Below are 20,618 nucleotides of genomic sequence, written 5' to 3'. Positions count from 1 at the left end.
GGTTTAGACCTCCGTTTCCAATGGTGCTTTTAGATTTTTCAAGCCTTTTTCATTTTCAAAGGCCCAAGCCACTTTTAATAAATTTTCTTCACTCAGTATCGGGCCCAACAATTGCATACCGATAGGCATACCGCTATTATCCAAACCGGATGGAATGGATATACCTGGAATTCCGGCAATATTCACCGGCACCGTATAAATATCGGTAAGATACATTTCCAATGGATTACTGGTTTTTTCACCTATTCCAAACGCCGTGGTAGGTGCCGTCGGTGTTAAAAGAACATCGCATCCGCCAAACACCTGTTCAAAATCTTCTTTAATTAAGGTTCGCACCTGCATGGCTTTTTTGTAGTATGCATCATAATATCCTGAGCTTAATGCATAAGTTCCCAGCATAATCCGACGTTTAACTTCATCTCCAAAGCCCTGGCTGCGTGTTTTTTTATACAGATCCACTAAGCCATCGTATTCTTCTGCCCGGTAACCATAGCGGATTCCATCATAACGGGCGAGATTGGAACTAGCTTCAGCCGACGAAATCATATAATAAGCCGAAAGAGCATAATCTAAATGTTGGAAAGATACATCGACAATTTCAGCGCCTAAAGCTTTATAAACTTCAATGGCTTCTTCGAGACTCTTTCTGACTTCTGGTTGGAGACCTTCGCCAAAGAAGGCTTGAGCAACCCCAATTTTCAGTCCCTTAACGCCTTGTTTAAGATTTTGCGTATAGTCTTTTTTTTCTAATTTAAGTGAAGTGGAATCTTTGGCGTCGTGTCCGATAATGGCATTTAAAACCAAAGCACAGTCTTCCACATCTTTGGTAAGCGGCCCAATCTGATCCAGAGAGGATGCAAAGGCCACCAAACCATAACGGGAAACAAGACCATAGGTTGGTTTCATCCCGACCACACCGCAAAAGGATGCTGGTTGCCGGATGGAACCCCCGGTATCCGAACCAAGCGTATAAAATGCGGTATCTGCCGCCACGGCGACAGCCGATCCACCGCTGGAACCGCCAGGCACTTTATTTAAATCCCAGGGATTATGGGTGATTTTATACGCTGAGTTTTCAGTGGATGACCCCATGGCAAATTCATCCATATTTGTTTTTCCCAATAAGATCCCGCCTTCATCAATCAAGCGATCATAGACGTGGGCATTATATGGCGGATTGAAATTATAAAGCATTTTTGATGCGCAGGTGGTTAAAATCCCCTGGGTACACATGTTGTCTTTAAGACCGTATGGGATCCCTTCCAACGGGGTTCTTCGCTTTCGTTCTCGAAGTTTTTCATCCACCGCCCGGGCTGCAATCAACGCTTCTTCAGTCTGCAGACTTAGGTATGCCGCAGTTGAATTTTCCACCGCATCGATACGATTAACCACCGACTGAGTGACCTCGGTGACAGTCACTTCCTTTTTATCAAGGAGGTCATTTATTTCATGTATTGTTTTTTTACTTAATTCCATCATTGCCTCCTACTCCATAACCCGGGGAACCTTAAAGCACCCGGCTTCGCTTTCCGGCGCATTGGCCAAAGCTTGTTCATTGGATAAACATGGTTTTGGCACGTCCTCCCTAAATACATTTTGCACCGCCAGCACATGTTCTGTCGCCTTAACTGTTGATGTATCTAATTCGCTGAGGGTTTCGGCATAATCAAGGACTGCGCCCATTTTATCGATCAGGGCTGTCACTTCATCCGGTGTAAATTCTAAACGGGCAAGATTCGCCACATAGGTCACATCTTCTCGTGTTAAACTCATATTATTTTCCTTTCTCAATTATATTCAATTTTAATGCATCTGACTGTTGATATTTTTCAATAACAGCCTGATGTTTCCTGTTTTAAAAATCATCCTTCATTATAAATCAAAGTCACCATTGGTGACAAGGGTTAAAAACTGGTTTTCATCAATAATTCTAATTCCTAATTCCTGAGCTTTGGTTTGTTTTGATCCGGATTTTTCTCCAGCCAGCACGAAATCGGTTTTTTTACTCACACTTGTGGATACTTTTCCACCATTCGCTTCAATGAGTTCCCTGGCTTCCCGTCGATCCAATGATGGCAACGTTCCTGTCAGCACAAAAGTTTTTCCTTGAAGTGTTTGGGATACCGCCTTGGTTTCCTGAACCATATTGAGTCCCGCTGATTTCAACCCCCTGATAATCTCAATATTCTTTGTGGTTTTGAAAAAATCCACAATTTCAATTGCCATCTTTTCACCAATATCAAAAATTTCCTTCAGCTCTTCCTCTTCTTCCACCATCAGTTTTTCCATGGATTGAAAATGTTCGGCTAAAACCTTAGCTCCTCTGGATCCCACCAAAGGAATTCCCAGCCCAAAAATCAGCCGGGATAATTCCCTTTTCTTTGACGCTTCAATGCCCGTCAAAAGATTGTCCACCGATTTTTCTCCCATTTTTTCCAGGCTAACCAACACATCTCTTTTTTCATGAAGATGATAGATATCCACCGGATTTGTCACTAGTTTCTCATTCATCATCAGCCGCAACACACCGGGTCCCAATCCTTCAATATTCATGGCATCCCGGGACGTAAAATGAACCAGCTTCCGGAACACTTGAGCCGGGCACGCCATATTCAGGCATTTTGTGACCGCCTCACCCTCAATTCGAAAGGTCGGTTCATGGCAAACTGGACAGGTTTTCGGCATCTCAAAAACCACTTCATTTCCTGACCGTTTTTCAATCACGACATGATCCACTTCCGGAATCACATCACCGGCTTTTTGAATGACAACATGATCACCAATACGAATATCTTTTTCTTTTATGTTATCTTCATTATGAAGTGTTGCTCGGCTGATCACTGAACCTGCCAGAGTCACCGGATTAAGCTCCGCCACTGGTGTAAGGGCTCCGGTTCGCCCAACCTGTACCGTAATCGCATCAACGGTTGTTACCGCTTGATCAGGAGGAAATTTATACGCGATGGCCCAACGTGGATTTTTGGTTGTGTTACCTAGTATTTCTCGGTCAGAAAGTTCATCCACTTTAATGACTAATCCATCAATTTCAAAAGCCAGCTTTTGTCTTTCATCTTTCATTAGGCTGCAATAATTAATAATTTCTTCAATATCACTGCAAGTCTTAACCTCACTAGTTTTAAATCCTAAAGATTTTAGGTAATTCAGGCTTTCTGTATGCGTTCTTAGGTTGCTATCCTCCAGCAGCTCAAGATTAAAGACAAAAATATCAAGCGGCCGTGAAGCTGTCAATTTAGGATCAAGTTGCCTTAGCGAACCGGCAGCGGCATTTCGCGGATTTGCAAAGGGGCTTTCATCATCCAGCGAGCGTCGCTGATTCAACTTTTCAAAATCCGATTTTCCCATAAACACTTCGCCACGCACCTCTAGGGTTACGGGTTTTGTCAGTCGCAGTGGAATGGTCCGAACCGTCTTGAGATTGGTGGTAACATTTTCACCAACTTCTCCATCGCCCCGGGTGGCCCCTTGTACTAACAAGCCATCCTGATAATTTAAAACTACGGTCAGCCCATCAAACTTATATTCAACGACATAGGTTGCATCGGGACAGGTCTGGCGAACCCGGCGGTCAAAATCTCTGAGATCTCCGGCATCGAAGGCATTGCTTAAGCTTAGTTTTGGTTGCGTATACTTGACTTTTTTAAAACCGTCAGAAGGAGTTCCACCCACCCGTTGTGTTGGCGAATCCGGAGTAATCAGTTCCGGATGTAACGCTTCTATGTCAATAAGTTGCTGCATGAGTTTATCATAATCATAATCGGAAATCACTGGTGCATCATCGAGGTAATATGCTTTGTTATGATCTTCAATTTTTTTTCTTAGTTGTTCAATCTCAGAGCTATTCATTTCTTAATTCCATTCTGCAAATTTTCATTCTTAAAAAAATTTTTGTTTAAGCTTTTTCAACAAAATCCGGATCCATTTTCTTTATTCCAATTCCCGGAAATGCAACGGAAATCATATTGTTTTTAACTTCCACCACCGTGCCAATGCCAAACTTTTTATGTTTTACCTTGTCGGTCAGCCCAAAAGTATTTTCCGTCTTATTCATCGTTGTACTCATCGCTTTGGACTTATTCCTGCGAATAGCGACCTTTGATTGGGTAACGCGTTCGGAAAATGTTGTATTCTTTTTCGTATCCACATCAATTTCCGGCTTTCGTTCATATCGTTGTTTATTTTCTACGCATACCTCACTCGGCATTTCTTTTAAAAATCGTGACGGTGATTGCAGTTGTCGCCGTCCATAAAGGGTTCTTTCTGCCGCCCATGAAATATAAAGACGTTTCATAGCCCGGGTAATCCCCACATAACAGATGCGGCGCTCCTCTTCGATTTCTTCGGGTGAATCCATAGATCGTCCATGAGGAAAAATTCCTTCTTCCAGTCCTGGCAAAAACACAATCGGGAACTCCAGCCCCTTGGCGTTATGCAAAGTCATCAATAATACTTTTCCATCATCTCCCTCATAATTATCCGTTTGTGACGACAATGCCACTGTTTCAAGATAGGCGCTCAGGCTCTGATCATCACTGTTTTTTTCGAAATCAGTTGCTGATGATACCAATTCCCTGAGATTTTCCAAACGGCTTTCGCCCTTGTCCATTTTTCCCAGCTCCAGCATTTCCATATATCCTGTTTTTTCTATCACCGCAGTGATTACCTCACTGAGACTTGCATTCTCTCTTGTTTCCGATAATTCGATCATCAGATCACTAAAAGCACGTACTTTATTTCTCACACTGGAACTCAGTTCCGGAATTTCTTCCACATGATAAAAGGCTTCCATTAAGCTATAGCTTTTGAAATTCGCATACTCGCCAATTTTTTCAATCGTTGCCGAACCGATACCTCGTTTTGGCACATTAACAATACGCAAAAAACCCATGTTGTCTTTTGGGTTGCTTAAGACATTTAAATAGGCAATCACGTCTTTAATTTCAGTCCGTGAATAAAAACCAGTTCCGCCGATTAACTGAAACGGTAAATCCGCACGCATCAGTGCCTCTTCAAATAATCTTGATTGCGCATTGGTTCGATAAAGAATGGCAAAATCTCCATAAACGCCATTTCCCTGTTTAATATTATCTTTTATCTCGTCAATAACAAAACGGGCTTCATCGTAACCCTGGTTAAATGAAGAAATCATAATTTTTTCATCTCCAAGATTATTCGTCCATAAAGCCTTTTCCTTACGACCGGTATTCCTTGAAATAACACCATTTGCACAATCCAGAATGACCTGGGTTGAGCGATAGTTTTCTTCCAGCTTAACAACTTTTGCGTCGGGATAATCCTTTTCGAAATCCAGGATGTTGCTAATATCGGCACCACGCCAGCCATAAATGCTCTGATCATCATCTCCACAGACGCAAAGATTTTTGTATTTTGCAGCCAGTAGGTTAACCAACTCATACTGACTATGGTTGGTATCCTGGTATTCATCCACCATGATATATTTGAAGCGATTTTGGTATTGTTCCAATATTTCAGGAAACCCCTTAAACAACACCAACGCATTGTAGATAAGATCATCAAAATCCATGGCATTATTTGCTTTCAAGCTTTCCTGATAGCGCTTATAGTAAATTCCAACCTTTTCTTTTCTGAAATCTCCGGCATTTTTTTTAATATAGCTATCCGGACTTATAAAATTGTTCTTTGCGGTGGAAACTTCTCCACCTAAATATTGATGAGAATAATATTTATCGTTCAATTCCAGTTCCTTGACCAGACTTTTGTACAACCTTTTTTGATCATCCATATCATAAATAACAAAATTTTCATCATATCCCAACCACTGGCTGTGGGTTCTCATAATCCGCGCGCACATTGCGTGAAAAGTGGACATCCAGATGCGTTTGCTATCCTGAATATTCATTTTCGCGATACGTTCCCGCATTTCACCGGCTGCTTTATTTGTAAAAGTTATCGCCAAAATTTGCGATGGCCATGCCTGTTCTGTTTCAATAATATGCGCAATACGGTGGATAATGGTCCGTGTTTTTCCCGATCCAGCTCCTGCCAGTATAAGTAATGGCCCCTGAATCGTTTCTGCGGCTTCTCTTTGCCTACTGTTTAATCCATCTAATAAACTCATGAATCCTCCTACTTGCTAATTTAAAGTTGTTTTATCAACTTGTTGCTAAAACAACTTTTCTCCGTAATAAATACTTTTTAAAACCTTATCCATTTCATTTGCATCCATTTTAACAGGATTTTTTTGGGTCGATCCTTTTAATGCATTTTCTAAAAGACTATCATAATTTTCTGAAAAATCGCTTTCTTTAATTCCTGCCAGTTTGAAAGAAACTGGCACTCCAAAAGTTTTGTTCAGATCTTTTATTTCTGCGATAATATCTTTTCCAATAAGCCTGGATAACTCTCCTAAATCTTCGGCTACCGCTGGGTCCCTTTGGTTGTATTCCAAAACATAGGGCAGCGCAATGGCATTTAATAGCCCGTGGCTTGTGCCAAATCGTCCTCCGAAAGCATGAGCAATCCCATGATCCATCCCCAAGCCGGCATTTTGAAAGGAAAATCCGGCCAGCGATTGAAAATTGTGAACATGTTGTCGACTTTCAATATCGCCCTCTTCAAAAGAATCCCGGAGATGCTTGATCAGTCCTTCAAAGGCTCCCTTTGCCATTGTTTTCGTAAAATCATCGGCATTTTTGTTGGTATATGCTTCTACTGCATGAGTCACCGCATCCATCCCTGATTCAACCATCACATTCCGAGGCATAGAAAGGGTCAGCTCCCCATCCAAAATAGCGATGTCCGGAATAAAAGCCTTTGTTTTGAGTCCAATTTTTAGATTTTCTTCAGGAAATGTAATAACCGCTGCCCGGGTAACTTCAGCCGCCGTTCCTGAAGTTGACGGGACGGCAACGAGTTTAATTTTTTCTCTTTTCTGAGGAACAATTCCATTTCTGATCGCTTCGATGGATAAACCTTCATACTCGCACATTAACGTCATCACCTTGGCGGCATCAATAACCGACCCTCCGCCGATGGCAAGAACCACGTCAGGATTAAAAGCCCTCATTTTCGGCAGTCCAGTCTCAACATCAAAAACCGTGGGATTGGCTCCAATCCCGCTGTAAATCTCGTAAGCCTTATTTTTTCCAATTAAAAATGACTCTGCCCTTTTAATTGCACCGTTTTTAAACATGGCCGACTTTCCGGTAATGATAAAGAATCGTTGCCCCTCAATGTTCTCAATGGCTTTCAGTGTCCCTGGACCAGTAATCATCTGATCACCGTAGAATTTCAGATCACTCATTTTTTCTTTTCTCCTTCATCAAAATTCAATATGATTTTTGTCCCTTTATTTTCTTCACTTTCAATAATCATTCCTGCATGATGTCCTTCGACAATCCAATTGGCAATGGACAATCCCAGGCCGGTCCCGCCCTCTGTTCGAGAACGAGCCTTATCAACTCGATAAAACCGCTGGGTCACTTTATCAATTTCATCCTTGGGAATGCCAATTCCCCGGTCGATCACTTCTACCGATATACCCTGATAGTTTTTTTTTGCCATCACTTGAATGGCTGTTTTCTCCCCACTGTATTTTATGGCATTATCCAGAAGAATAATCAGCAATTGAATAATTTGCTTTTCATCGCCATTAATAATCAAATCTTCGTCAAGGTTGTTAATTAATGTGATCCCCTTTTTCCCTGCTAAAGGAGCCATTTTTTCAGTGACAACTCTAATTAAATAGTTTAAATCGATAGATTCTCGCTGAACAACCATCGCACCTGAATCCGCCCTTGCCAGAAACATGAGATCTTCGACAATCTGATGCATTCGCTGGACTTCATCATAAGCATTATCGATCCATATTATTTGACTATCGACTGTCTCATCACCACTGGATTTTACGACCTCCAGATTTGTTTGAATCACCGCAATAGGGGTTCTCAACTCATGTGATGCATCTGCTAAAAATTCCTGCTGGCGCTCAACACTTTTTTTTATGGGTATCAGCGAACGCCCTGATAAAAAATATCCTCCCAGAAAAGAAAGAGTTGCGCCAATCAATACGGCTATCATAATCATTCGCAGTGCATTTCCTAAAAGCAACCGTTCAGGTGCCATGTTTTGCATCGCTTGTATGATTTTTAATTCACCATTATTGTTAATGACCATATAGGTGCAAATTTTATAATCTTTTTCGTCTTGTTCATAATTGCTGATCAGATATTTTTCGCGGTTTTCGCTGAAATAATGATTGGCGATTTCAATAAGTTGTGTTTTTTCTAACGGCAGATAAGATGATTGATCCAATACCTTAAACTCCTGATTCAAGATGACATAGGAAATATTATTTTGAATCAGACTTCGAGTATACTCAGAATATCCCTGTTTTTCTTCTTCGGTGGTATCTTGCCCGCTTTGTGCTCTTTCCAAATAATCAATTTCATTTGCCAGCTGGGAACAGTAAATTTTAAGATTGTTATTCACATTTGTTTCCACATCCATACTGAGGACTACATAAAGAAAGATTGATATAAATAACAGGAGTCCTATTAGGACTCCTGTATTCATGAGTGTGAGATTCATTCGCAGCTTGTTAAGGCTCAACATTCTCCTTCTCCTTTAGAACATAACCCAATCCACGAATGGTTTTAATATAGGCTTGTGATTTATCCAGCTTTTTTCTTAAATAATGAACGTATATTTCGACACTATTTTCCATTGCCATACTTTCGATACCCCAAATCCGGTCTAAAATCTGTTCTTTCGAAATAGTCATTCCCGGATTTCTGATAAACATTTCTAATAGTTGGGCCTCTTTGGCCGTCAGTTTATTTAAAACCGCATCTACAAAAAGCTCGCCGGTGTTAATGTTTAAGGAAATGTTTGCATAATGAATCACATTATCTTGATAAACCTCCCACGGACGTCTTCCCAGCGCTCTGACTCGAGCAATCAATTCCTCTGTAACAAAAGGTTTTACAAGATAATCATCCGCGCCCATGTTAAGACCATTCACTTTATCTTTAGTATCATCTTTGGCCGTTAACAGTAAAATTGGCACATTCTTTCCAGCTTCTCTGATCGAGCGAAGAATTTCCAATCCGCTCATTCCCGGGAGCATAATATCTAAAATAATGACATCATACACATCATTTTCACTGAACAGTTTGCCTTCGATGCCGTCATTTACTACATCTACCAATATCTTGTTTTTTTCAAAGATTTTTCCCAAAGCCGCCGCTAATGGTTTTTCGTCTTCAACTAAAAGAACACGCATCGTTTTTCAGTTCTCCTTTTAATGATCTTTTTTATTTTTTTTCTGGAAATGCTTCCTCTAACAACTCATCCATTGGAAGAACCTTCCCTTCAAACTTCGGCTCTTCAATAACCCGTCGGCATTCCAGAAAAATGCGCACCGCACCTTCATAATTTTCCAAAAAATTATCTGATTGCAATATTCCGCGATCCATCAAATGATAGATAAATAACCCCATATAATAAACCTTATCCGGTTCAATATTCTTCAGATTAACATATTTGAAGAAGGCTGAAAGGGCATTGTCTCCCTCATCAAGGATTTCTCCCGCGATCCGAACCCATTCTTTCGACAGGGTTTCCGTCACTGCTTCTTTAAAACTAACCCATATAATTGCCCTTGCAACCGAGTCTTCCAGAATATTCAGCGATTTTTGGCACTCCTCGGCGCCGCGATTAATTGCCTCAATGATTTTAGGGGCATAGACGATCTGACCAAGCGTATAATTTTCTCTCAAATTTCCATCAGTATCAATTAATTTGTTTAATAAAAGATCGCTTTCTTTCAGTTTTTTTTGGATCACATACCATTCGTCATAAATACAATAGGGCAAATAGCCAAAATCAGCAAAAATATGATTGATAATCCGTTGGACCTCCAAATATTTTTCCCGTTTTCTTTGAATCTCCTTTTGTTTTTTTAGAAAGGTTTCCATTTGATAATAGAGGTTATGACGTTCAAAAAAACGTTCCATTTGAGAAATTGTTTCCGGTTCATCACTATAAAAAATCAATTCATCTAAATCTCTCAGTTCTTCTCCTGCGTTTCGGCCATTATTCATAACCAGTTGCAAATACTGCTTGTTTTCATAAGTTACCGTATTGCAGGGATGATAGATCGCATTGGGAAAAGTTTCGGTGTAAATAAAAAACACCTGTCGACTTCGTCTGAAATAAATAATATAACCCTTTGTTGTGAAAAATCCCCAACCTTTATCACTGGGTTTATTTCCATGCTTGATATTAAAGCCTTCTGTATAAAGACAATTTTTCAAAAGATAGGTCACTATCTTTTCACTATTATCAATCCCCATATTTCGCAGATTCTGACGATAATAAGCCCAAAGCAGCTCGATAGTGGTTCCTTTCGGATCAAATAACGCCTCCATGGAAAACATCTTCTGTCCTTTTAAATTTTTCACGATGCATAAAAGCAGACAATCTAAATGAATTGCCTCAATGAATTCCCCCGGTTTAATTTTTTTTAAATCTTCCACAACCCGATCATTAAAATATTCCAAGCTGTCTTTTTTAAGCTTATCCAATAGCTTAGTCGTCTTTTGATTAAAGCGGTCAATCGCATTGCCAACAGCAAACATAATACTTTCCGACATAAGTGTCAAAACAACATTTTTTTTATCATCCCAGGGATAACACACATTCTTTAAGGTCATTTCATTGATAATTTCTGAATTCTCAACTTGATAATCCACCAATGTGTCACTGGGAATTGAAATATGGATGAGCTTAGGATTCTCAATGGTATCAATAATTAGTCCTCTTCTACTCAAAAAAACATTGGCTTTGATCAGTTCATCTTCGGCGCCGCAGTTAACCTCAACCTCTTGAAGGAATTGTTCGTTTTGAATCATATAAGCGACAAAATTTCGAGTCGTATCCAAACCCTGATCTTTTAGATTTGGTTCGAAACCATATTGGAGTAATTTATGAACAATCCGCACAATATCTTTTTGTTTGTCAATACCCCTACTCTCTTTTGCCCGAATAATGGTCTGATTGAGTGGTGAATCTAACCGAAAATAGTTCGGTGCAACTGAAAAAAGAGCTTCAACCGCTAAAAGAATAAGGAGATCAACCTCAACTGTAACCAGCCCATTTTTCTGGACATCCTTATTTTTTTTAAGGTTATTCGCCATCCATTGATACATATCATCAATTTCACTGATACCCTTTTTCACGATCCCATGACATTCTCCACAAAGAACATCATATTTTATATTTAATTTTTCATTTTCTATTTTAAAACTCCGTTCAAAAAAGCCGATGGCTTTTCCGCATTTGTTACATGGCGTTTTCATTTTTTTCCAATCCTTCCCTGTCGTCTGGCTTAATAAATTCTATTTTAGCAATCTTTTGCTTAACTTCTTCACAGTATCCACCAATTATATTAATGGAACTGTTTATAGTTTACCATAAAACTGTACTTTTTTCTCAAAAAAAACACAAAAGAGCAAGCTATTTAAGTTTGCTCTTTTGTGCCTTTATATGGAATTACTAAATCATTTCAATGTAATCGATAATCCCACCGCCAAGACAAATGTTCCCTTGATAAAGCACAACAACCTGTCCCGGTGTAACCGCTTTTTGAGGCTCATCAAAATCAATAAAAAGACGATCCGGAGCGACGCGAACTGAAACTCCCTGATCGGGCTGACGATATCTAAATTTAGCTGTACATTTAAACTCTTTAGCTGGAGCATGTCCGGCAATCCAATTCATTTCCGAAGCCTCTAGTGACTTGGAATAAAGCGCGGGATGCGAATCTCCCTGGACAACCACCAATTCATTTTTATTCATGTCTTTACTGACAACAAACCAAGGTTCTCCCGTTCCTTCTCCGCCCCCGATGCCCAGGCCCTTTCTTTGTCCCAGGGTATAATACATCAAGCCCTGGTGAATTCCTTTTACATTACCCGCCAGATCCACAATTTCCCCGGGTTTCGCCGGTAAGTATTGGCTTAAAAATTGAGTAAAGGGCCGCTCCCCAATAAAACAGATTCCGGTAGAATCTTTTTTTCTGGCAGTCGATAAATTATTTTTTACCGCCATGCGCCGAACCTCAGACTTGGAAAGGTGTCCAATTGGAAACATCACGTCCGCCAATTCTTTTTGACCTAATTGGCATAAAAAATAGGTTTGATCCTTATTGTGGTCAAATGCTCGTTTTAAACGGTATTGCTCATTGACAAAATCGATTTGCGCATAATGGCCGGTTGCTAAATAATCTCCCCCTACCACCTTTAGTGCATAATCTAAAAAACGTTTGAATTTTATTTCGCGGTTGCATAATACATCCGGATTTGGAGTTCTCCCTTTTTTATATTCGTCAAGAAAATAAGTAAAAACAGAGTCGTAATATTCTTTAGCAAAATTCACTGTATAATAGGGAATATCAATCGTGTCGCACACCCGTCTCACATCATCATAATCCTCTGTCGCAGTACACAAACCTGAATCATCCTTTTCTTCCCAATTTTTCATGAAGACTCCAATGACTTCATAGCCGCGTTCCTTCAACAACAATGCTGCAACCGATGAATCGACCCCACCTGACATGCCTACAACGATTTTCATTTTTTGGTTTTCCTCCTCTGTTTTATCTCCCAATTCCTTCTTACTTAATTGCTTCGGCCATTTTCTTTGCTAGTGTATTAAGTGCTAGCACATCCTGTTCATCAGGTGTGCCTTTTATCATCAATATCTCATCAATCACATCAACTTTTGCGCACTCAATAAAAGCACTGAAATTTTTATCTGCGCCACCGCTCCAACTATAATCAGCAAAGAAACCAACCTTATGATTATCCACTTTAATTTCGCTTAATTTATAAAGCAAATTTGCCATTTTAGGAAAAATCTGTCCGTAATAAGAAGGGGCTCCCAGAAACAGGCCCTTATATTTCCATATGTCAGAAATGATAAATGAAATATCTGTTTTTGCCACATTATACAATTTCACTTCACCAACGCCTTCATTTTTTAAGGCAATGGCCAAAGTTTCTGCGGCCTTTTGAGTACAGCCATACATGGAACCGTAAGCGATCACAACGCCTGGGTCCGTTTCCTTGGCACTCATTTTGACATACATATCAAGAATATACTTCGGATTATCTCTCCAAATGAGTCCATGGGATGGACAAATGGTTCCGATCTCAATTCCGCCCAACTTATTCAAAGCTTTTAAAGCCTGTCCGGCAACCTTTCCTACAATACAGGCATAATATCGCCGAGTAGGTTCTTCAAAAGCTGCCAAATCATTTTCATCATCAAAAATACTTCCCACTGGTGCTTTAAAGCTCCCAAATACGTCCATTGAAAACAGCACCTTGTCGATGGTATCGTAGGTGACCATCGATTCCGGCCAATGAACCATTGGAGTCATGAAAAACTGAAGCGTATGCTTTCCAAGGCAAAGAGTGTCACCTTCACAAACTTCATGAAGATTTTCAGTAATTTGATAGAAATTATTCATGATCGGAAATGTTTTTTTATTTCCCACAATTTTTATATCTGGATATTCTGCTAATAGTTCAATAATTCCACTGGAATGATCTGGTTCCATATGATTGACAATCAGATAATCAACCTTTTTGTTTCCGATAATCGATTTTATTTTTTCTATATATTCATCAGCTTTGATGGATTTAACCGTATCGATAATGGCTACTTTTTCATCATTGATCACATAGGCGTTATAGGAAACACCTTCTTGCTCAATTGGCCACATTCCCTCAAAAAGTGTTGTTTGATAATCATTAACGCCGACCCAAAATATGTCTTCTTTTATTTTTACTGCATTCATATTATTCTCCCACTTTGACTATATTTGTTTAGGTTTAAATATAACCTTAAATCACAATTTTTTCAAGAGGAAAATACTATCCCCTTCAATTATAGGTCCAATATTGGGCATCAATTAAGGCAAATAAAATTCCGGACAAAAAAAAGGTGCATCAGCACCTTTTTTTTAAGAAAATTAAGAAAGGAAATTAAAACGTTTTCACACCATGTTTTTATTATATACGATTACATTTTAAAAATCCAGTGTTTTTTTGTTTTTTATGAATTTTTTTAATTTTTTATCCATTTAGTGCCTTAAAGCTTAATGAAATTTCGCTGTTCTTATTACTTTTTAATGTGTTTACGATTTTAAAAAAGCTGTGTTATAATAAGCTCGAATAAATTTTATCCGATACTGAAAGGAGCTGGCGAAATGAGTGAAAAAAAAGACCCCGATTTTTCTGTTGCTGATTCACAATGTAGTGAAAAAGAAATAAAAGAGGAATTACGACGATTATTTTTAGGTGGGGATGACTGGAGCAAAGAAGCTTGCATGGGTTATTTTCTTAAAACTTGTCAAAGTGCAAAGCTCGATATAAATACAACTCAGAATTTGGCCATTATACTCTATCATCTTTTTGATGAGTTATCTGTTGGTGATGCAAAAAAATTTTATTACAATGAATGCCACACCATTTTGACCGGACGCAATCATATTTAGTTTTTCAATTTATTAAAGGACTTTCTCAATAATTTCGAGAAAGTCCTTTTTATTTTTTTAAGGATGTCCGACTTTTACCATGTTGGGATAAATCTTATCCATAAAATTGTCTGGATAGGTCTGATCTAAAAATTCCTCAAAACCACTGTTTTCCGAAATTCCTTCTTCTCTCTGTGTCCAGCGATTGACTGCCAGGGCAGATATGGTCATATTTAGAATCATAAATACCACCAGGATCCATGTCATTATGATTCCAAAATGATTTGGAATTTTTTCAATCAGTCTGGACATATGGGGGTAAATTTCTTTTACCCATAAAAGCCCTAGAATTCCCCAATATAAAGAAAATTTTAAACTGGTTCGTCCGCCCAGGTTAAATGGCATCTCCTGGTACTGCCAGGAGATGGTGCCAGTTGTAAATTGCTGAACATAACTACTTATAAACTCAAAGCCGCCCCCCAGAATCATACTTAATATAAAAATAACATACCATCTTTTATGTTCAATAGGATGGAGCACCAGGGTCATAAGTACTGCCCCAAAACCGTAAACCGGATTGAAGGGGCCATATATCAAGCCTTGTCGACTTTCAATATAACCGTTCGACACTAAGCAAAACAAAATTTCAACGACTACCCCCAAAAAACACCCAATCATAAACACCCAAAACAGCTTATAAAAATCAATTTCTGAAGCAAAACTTTTTTTCGACGCTCTAACCATCTTTCATCTCCTACTAAAATACAATCTTTAATCAAATGCATTGTTCACATACTGGAATATGCCGAATAGATATCAAAAACCGGCAACATAATAGCTGCTAAAATAAAGAGCACCACGCCCCCCAATACGATCAGTATTAGCGGCTCCAAGGCTGTGCTCACCAATTCGATACGAGCTTGTATCTCATCTTTATAGATTTCATGCATTGTTTCCAATACCACCGGTAAAGAACCGGAAGCTTCACCAATGCCGACAAGTTGACGAAAAAGGCTTGGAAAAGCCACGCTTTCTTTCATTCCCTGAACCAGGCTTGTCCCACTGGATACTTTTTTCGCTAATATTTTGACTTCGTTTTTTATAAAACGATTGTCAGTAACTCCCGCCAAACGGTTTAATGCCGACAGGAGATCAATGCCACTGTTTAATAACATTGCCATCGTTTTCGCCATCATTGATAAACATCGTTTTTGATTAAGGCTTCCAATTAACGGTAATTTAATTTTTAGATAATCTCTGGCAAAGATAACCTGCGGGAATTCCAACATCATTGCAAACAATAAAACACCTCCGATGATAATCAAAAGGATGATTGGCCAACGGGTCATTAGTATTTGGCTAATGCCAAGAAGTAATCGGGTTGGTTTTGGAAGCGGTGCATCCATGGCCTCAAACATACCGACAAAAGTTGGCAGAACATAGGTCAGTAAAAAAATCAGCACTAGTGCTGCCACAAAGACCAGAATAACCGGATAAAAAAGGACCTGCTGAAGCTGGCGGCTGTTTTTTTGCTCAGTCTCATAATATTCAGCCATTCCCAGCAGAATTTCCGTAAGATTTCCACTCATTTCACCAGCCTCAACCATAAAAACAAACAGCGATGGAAATGATTTAGGATAGGATTTCATGGCCTGGGAAAGACTCTCCCCCGATTGTATCCGACTGCATATTCCAGAAATATCCCTGGAAAAGCCCTTATTCTTTGTTTCTTCGCCAATTAATTCCAGACATTTTAATATGGAAATTCCCGCCTTTAACATGACATAGAATTTTCTGCTGAACTGGCTGAATTCAGTTGTCGATACATGTTTGAATTGAAAATCAAATTCTCGATATAAAAATCCATCAGCCTTCGTTTTTTCTGTTATCTCCAGAACAATTAGACTTTGCACATGAAGCATCACGGCAGCATCCTGCAATGTTTTTGCGGTGAGCGTTCCGGCGACATTCTCCCCTTGAGCATTTTTGGCTTTGTAACTAAATTTTTTATTCATAACGGTTTCCTAATGATGCCAGATTTTTTCAAACGCCAGGATCTCAAAACCCTCCGCAAAAGAGGTGCTGCCATTTAAAATATACTGTTTTAAAGATTCTTCAATGGGGATCAGCCCTTCTTCCATGGCAATTTGGCGAATACTGTCATAATCTTTTCCCTGGCCGATAGACTCGCGAATATTTCGAGTTATTTTCAAAACTTCCTGCACCGCCAATCGGCCCCGATACCCAGTACCGTGACACAAAGGGCAGCCTTCAGGATAATATAGTTTGATCTTTTCATCTGGCAACCCAAGAAGATCCTTTTCTGCTTGAGTTGCCCAGCCTTCCTGCTTGCAATTTGGACAAAGTCTTTTAATCAACTTTTGAGAAATAATTCCTCTAAGGGCTGATGACAATAAATAAAGCGGAACCTTCATATCCATCAAGCGTGTAATCGATGCAATGGCATTGTTGGTATGAATAGTGGATAACACCAAATGACCGGTAATCGCCGCCCGAGTTGCCATCGCTGCGGTTTCTTCATCTCGGATTTCGCCAACCATAATCACATTAGGATCTTGTCGTAAAATCGAACGCAGTCCCATGGCAAAATTAAGTCCTGTTTTCTCATTAACCTGAATCTGATTCACATCCTCCATCTGAAATTCAACAGGATCCTCAATGGTAATAATGTTTTGGGTCTCAGAATTGATCCCATTGAGCAAACTGTAAATAGTCGTCGATTTTCCGCTACCGGTTGGTCCGGATGCCAATATCATGCCATGGGGTGAATCCATTATGTCTTTAATCAGAATTTTCTGGTCACTTGAAAATCCCAGTTCTTCAATTTTCATTAAAAACTTGCGCTGATCCAATAATCGCAAGACTATTTTTTCACCATGAATGGTTGGTATAATGGATACCCGAATATCAATCTGTCGCCCCTCAAAACGGGTCGTAAAAGCACCATCCTGAGGAAACCGATGCTCCGCAATGTCGCATCCTCCAAGTATTTTCAAACGCGAGATCAAACCCTGCCAGGTCTTTTCTTCCAACACTTTCATCAGCTGCAGCAACCCGTCAATGCGCAGTCGAATTTGAAATTTCTTCGGGAATGCTTCGATATGAATATCACTGGCACCCTGGGAAACACCTTCTTCGATTATTTCGTTCACAAGGTTGATGATTGACGGTTCTTCATTTCCGCTGCCATCATGGTTTGTTTTTTTTGAAATATCTTCATCATAAAGAACACTTCCATTATAGTATCTTCGAATCAGACTCTGAATACATTCTTTTTCTGCCGCTAATATTTTTAGACGTTTCTTTGTTATCTGTTGCAAAACTCGAATGGTTTCTTCATCAGTTGGATCAGCCATTAGGATGATTAAATGTTCTTCATCCGGCTGGTTTAATGGAAAAACAAGATATTCCAAGGCTTGTTCTTTTGTGAACAAAAAAAGAGCTTTTGAATCCATTAGATCTTTTTGAGGATCATATACATTAAAACCCCACTCTTTATGAAAAATCAATAGCAATTTTTCCGGAGAAATAACCCGGTCTTCTAATAATAAGTCCAATAACGAGCGGTCTGACTGTTTGGCTTCTTGAATTCTGTCGGTAATATCCTGGCGTGTTATTTCTTTGTTTTTTAAAAGCCTTTCCAAAATAAACTTATTTTCCTTCATTTCGCCTCCTATGAGTAAAACTAATGCCAGTATATCCGATTTGCAACAAAATATCCACAAAAACGCAATTGTATTCAATAAATTTCAAATCAAGCTTCTTAATCATTCCATGACATCTAACTCATCTGATTTCATTATAAAAACGTTTGCGTCATAGTCAAAAAAGTATATAATTATATAAAAGATATGAAAATCAAAGAAAAGAAAGGAAAACAAATCATGAAAAAATTCACCACTTGGAAAATTTCTGCCAGTGCGCTGTCGATCATTATGATTCTTTCAATGTTTTTTTCAACCGGAGTTTTTGCCGCTGCTGGACAAACAGAGACAGCAACAACCGGAAATAATTCGATTGAAACCAGTTCCTCTGCAGAAATCGGGGTTCAATATCGCGGTCATATTGAAAACTATGGGGATACCCCCAGCTCAATTGGACCAAATCTGAACTATCTTACTGGTCCTGATGAATTGGGAACCCGAGGTCAAAGTCTGCGGCTGGAAGGTGTCGCCATTAAATTAACCGGTGATGTTCCGGCCGGTGCAAGCATCACCTATCAGGTTCATGTTCAAGATAAGGGTTGGATGGATCCTGTTAAGGATGGTGTTTTTACCGGGACAACAGGTCAAAGTCTGCGAATAGAAGCTATTAAAATCAATCTTGAAGGTCTTTCCGGCTATGATGTTTATTACCGGGGCCATGTGCAGGATAAGGGTGACGTACCCAGCACCAACGGCGACTGGACCTGGGTTAAAAACGGAGCAGAACTGGGAACCACCGGGGAAAGCCTGCGTTTGGAAGCACTCGAAATAAAAATTGTTAAAACCAATAATTATGTAGCCCTTGGAGATTCCATCACTTACGGTATGAGTGCTGCACCGGGCTCGGACTATGTTGACCTTTTCTATAATAACTTAAGCTCAATCAGCGGTAATGAAGATATTTCCCTAGTAAATCAGGGGATACCAGGAGAAAAGTCCAGTGATCTCTTATACCAATTACAGAATGATCCTACAACTATTAAAGCTTTGGGGAAAGCCAGCACGGTCTCGATCAGTATTGGGAGCAACAATCTTCTATCCCCTGTGATTACGACTCTGGCCACTGCATTCAATCTCGATCCGACTTCAGAGAATTTTGCCACCGAGCTGGCAGCTGCTTTAGCCGATCCTAACAATCAGACAACCATCGCTGCTGCAATGCCTGAAATTCAGACCAATCTGACCGCCGGTGCCCAGCAGTTTGCAACTGACTGGCCCCAAATAGTTGCAACCATCAGGACGTTGGCACCTCAAGCTGATATCTATGTATCAACATTGTATGATCCCCTCAATTCTCAAGATCCCCTTTATCAGGTATTTGATCCGGTAATCCAGGGAATCAACGGCGTCATCATGACACCAGGCACCGGTTATAAAGTAGCGGATGTGTATACCGCCTTCAAAAATTACCAGGGAGTAAGTCCTTTAGTTAATTGGTACACCAGTAATTTGGATCCACATCCAACAACTTTAGGGCATTCCGTTATTTACCAATGTCTTCTTAACGCTCAGACTTATTAATAGCCAGACAATCAGTTCACCAAACCCAGAATAAACCATCTCCATAAAAGTATGAGCACCGAAAAAAAGATGAAATCACCTCTTGTAGATGGTTTTCATCTTTTTTTTACTAATTTAACCACCTTGGTTTGATCGATATGCATCTTAATTAATACCATGCTAAATTTGTCAATGTTATATAATTTCGCCATTATTAAACATTGACTTCCGCATATATTTACTGTATGCTATATTAGTATATAATATACTAGTTGGGAAGTGAGTAAATGTCAACTGTCGATTTGATGTTATTGGGTGTTTTGATACAAAAACCGATGAACGCCTATGAGATGAAAAAAGAGATGGAACACCGCAATATTAATAAATGGATCAAAATCAGTTCACCGTCTGTTTACAAAAATCTTGTGAAGCTGTATAAATCAGAATACATTGATGGCGAAACGATCCGTGAAGGTGAAATGCCCGAGAAAACCATTTATACAATCAACGAGAAAGGCAGAAATTATTTTATGCAGCTGATGCACCAGTACTCTGAAAATCCAGGGACAATTTATGTGGATTTCTGTGCCTTTATTTCCAATCTTTATTGTGTGGATCATGAGACCGGCTTGAAAATGATTGAGATGTTGCAGGATCGTCTTGCGTTCAAGCTTAACACTGTTGAAAACCAACTTGAACGCATGGACGGTGTGTCATTTTATGGTACGTCCGTCATCACTCTCTATTCTCAGATGTATACTGTTTTTTGTAACTGGATAGAGGATTTTAAAAAAGGGTATAATGATCCTAGTAAAAATAGCTGAACCAACTGCTATTTTTTTTGCCCACTT

The 20,618-nt window shown here is 39.4% G+C and carries 16 protein-coding genes; 3 read left to right on the top strand and 13 right to left on the bottom strand.

Translation table 11 applies throughout. From position 1 onward, the window contains the following. Window positions 1–3: 3 nt before the first annotated feature. The 10 genes from gatA to FZC41_RS08275 form a co-directional block, all read right to left on the bottom strand. Entirely contained in the window at window positions 4–1,476 is a 1,473-nt protein-coding gene (gene gatA / locus FZC41_RS08320) for an Asp-tRNA(Asn)/Glu-tRNA(Gln) amidotransferase subunit GatA (protein ID WP_148566942.1), read from the bottom strand. A 9-nt stretch (window positions 1,477–1,485) separates the two neighbouring features. After that, on the bottom strand, window positions 1,486–1,773 hold the full coding sequence (gene gatC / locus FZC41_RS08315) for an Asp-tRNA(Asn)/Glu-tRNA(Gln) amidotransferase subunit GatC (protein ID WP_148566941.1): 288 nt from the start codon (window positions 1,771–1,773) through the stop codon (window positions 1,486–1,488). Between the two features lie 99 nt (window positions 1,774–1,872). After that, window positions 1,873–3,864, bottom strand: a complete 1,992-nt coding sequence (gene ligA, locus FZC41_RS08310; protein WP_148566940.1) for an NAD-dependent DNA ligase LigA — start codon at window positions 3,862–3,864, stop codon at window positions 1,873–1,875. 46 nt (window positions 3,865–3,910) lie between these two features. Beyond that, window positions 3,911–6,118, bottom strand: coding sequence for an ATP-dependent helicase (locus FZC41_RS08305; RefSeq protein WP_148566939.1), 2,208 nt, complete (start codon window positions 6,116–6,118; stop codon window positions 3,911–3,913). 45 nt (window positions 6,119–6,163) lie between these two features. Next, on the bottom strand, window positions 6,164–7,303 hold the full coding sequence (locus FZC41_RS08300; protein ID WP_148566938.1) for an iron-containing alcohol dehydrogenase: 1,140 nt from the start codon (window positions 7,301–7,303) through the stop codon (window positions 6,164–6,166). Further along, window positions 7,300–8,613 carry a sensor histidine kinase gene (locus FZC41_RS08295; RefSeq protein ID WP_148566937.1) on the bottom strand — a complete coding sequence of 438 codons (1,314 nt, stop codon included), beginning with the start codon at window positions 8,611–8,613 and terminating at the stop codon, window positions 7,300–7,302. The genes FZC41_RS08300 and FZC41_RS08295 overlap by 4 nt, the downstream gene beginning before the upstream one ends. After that, entirely contained in the window at window positions 8,600–9,283 is a 684-nt protein-coding gene (locus FZC41_RS08290) for a response regulator transcription factor (protein ID WP_148566936.1), read from the bottom strand. The genes FZC41_RS08295 and FZC41_RS08290 overlap by 14 nt, the downstream gene beginning before the upstream one ends. Before the next feature lie 31 nt (window positions 9,284–9,314). Continuing rightward, window positions 9,315–11,360: a hypothetical protein gene (locus tag FZC41_RS08285; RefSeq protein ID WP_148566935.1), complete on the bottom strand. Its 2,046-nt coding sequence runs from the start codon at window positions 11,358–11,360 to the stop codon at window positions 9,315–9,317. A 196-nt stretch (window positions 11,361–11,556) separates the two neighbouring features. Continuing rightward, window positions 11,557–12,669 carry a tRNA 2-thiouridine(34) synthase MnmA gene (gene mnmA / locus FZC41_RS08280; RefSeq protein ID WP_170253916.1) on the bottom strand — a complete coding sequence of 371 codons (1,113 nt, stop codon included), beginning with the start codon at window positions 12,667–12,669 and terminating at the stop codon, window positions 11,557–11,559. 7 nt (window positions 12,670–12,676) lie between these two features. Continuing rightward, window positions 12,677–13,864 carry an FprA family A-type flavoprotein gene (locus FZC41_RS08275; protein ID WP_148566933.1) on the bottom strand — a complete coding sequence of 396 codons (1,188 nt, stop codon included), beginning with the start codon at window positions 13,862–13,864 and terminating at the stop codon, window positions 12,677–12,679. A gap of 411 nt (window positions 13,865–14,275) precedes the next feature. Between FZC41_RS08275 and FZC41_RS08270 the strand changes: the two genes are divergently transcribed. Continuing rightward, the gene (locus FZC41_RS08270; RefSeq protein WP_148566932.1) at window positions 14,276–14,563 is read left to right on the top strand and encodes a hypothetical protein; all 288 of its coding nucleotides are present in this window, start codon (window positions 14,276–14,278) and stop codon (window positions 14,561–14,563) included. 57 nt (window positions 14,564–14,620) lie between these two features. Here the strand turns inward: FZC41_RS08270 and FZC41_RS08265 are convergent, their stop codons facing one another. Genes FZC41_RS08265 through FZC41_RS08255 form a run of 3 tightly spaced genes read right to left on the bottom strand, consistent with a single transcriptional unit; the run spans window position 14,621 to window position 18,228 of the window. Next, window positions 14,621–15,286: a putative ABC transporter permease gene (locus tag FZC41_RS08265; protein WP_148566931.1), complete on the bottom strand. Its 666-nt coding sequence runs from the start codon at window positions 15,284–15,286 to the stop codon at window positions 14,621–14,623. Between the two features lie 44 nt (window positions 15,287–15,330). After that, the gene (locus FZC41_RS08260) at window positions 15,331–16,557 is read right to left on the bottom strand and encodes a type II secretion system F family protein (RefSeq protein ID WP_148566930.1); all 1,227 of its coding nucleotides are present in this window, start codon (window positions 16,555–16,557) and stop codon (window positions 15,331–15,333) included. Window positions 16,558–16,566: 9 nt separating this feature from the next. Continuing rightward, a complete protein-coding gene (locus FZC41_RS08255; RefSeq protein WP_148566929.1) occupies window positions 16,567–18,228 on the bottom strand; it encodes a GspE/PulE family protein in 1,662 nt (553 codons plus the stop codon). A 219-nt stretch (window positions 18,229–18,447) separates the two neighbouring features. On the opposite strand from FZC41_RS08255, the gene FZC41_RS08250 reads away from it, so the two are divergent. Together FZC41_RS08250 and FZC41_RS08245 are read left to right on the top strand one after the other, a co-directional pair. Further along, window positions 18,448–19,788 (top strand): GDSL-type esterase/lipase family protein, encoded by a 1,341-nt coding sequence (locus tag FZC41_RS08250; RefSeq protein ID WP_170253915.1) that lies wholly within the window; start codon window positions 18,448–18,450, stop codon window positions 19,786–19,788. 266 nt (window positions 19,789–20,054) lie between these two features. Continuing rightward, window positions 20,055–20,591, top strand: coding sequence for a PadR family transcriptional regulator (locus FZC41_RS08245; RefSeq protein WP_148566927.1), 537 nt, complete (start codon window positions 20,055–20,057; stop codon window positions 20,589–20,591). Window positions 20,592–20,618 lie beyond the last annotated feature (27 nt).

Source organism: Acetobacterium paludosum, assembly GCF_008086595.1.
Lineage (GTDB): Bacteria > Bacillota > Clostridia > Eubacteriales > Eubacteriaceae > Acetobacterium > Acetobacterium paludosum.
Note: the sequence above shows the minus strand (reverse complement) of the source record. Positions and strands in the feature narration are given on the sequence as shown.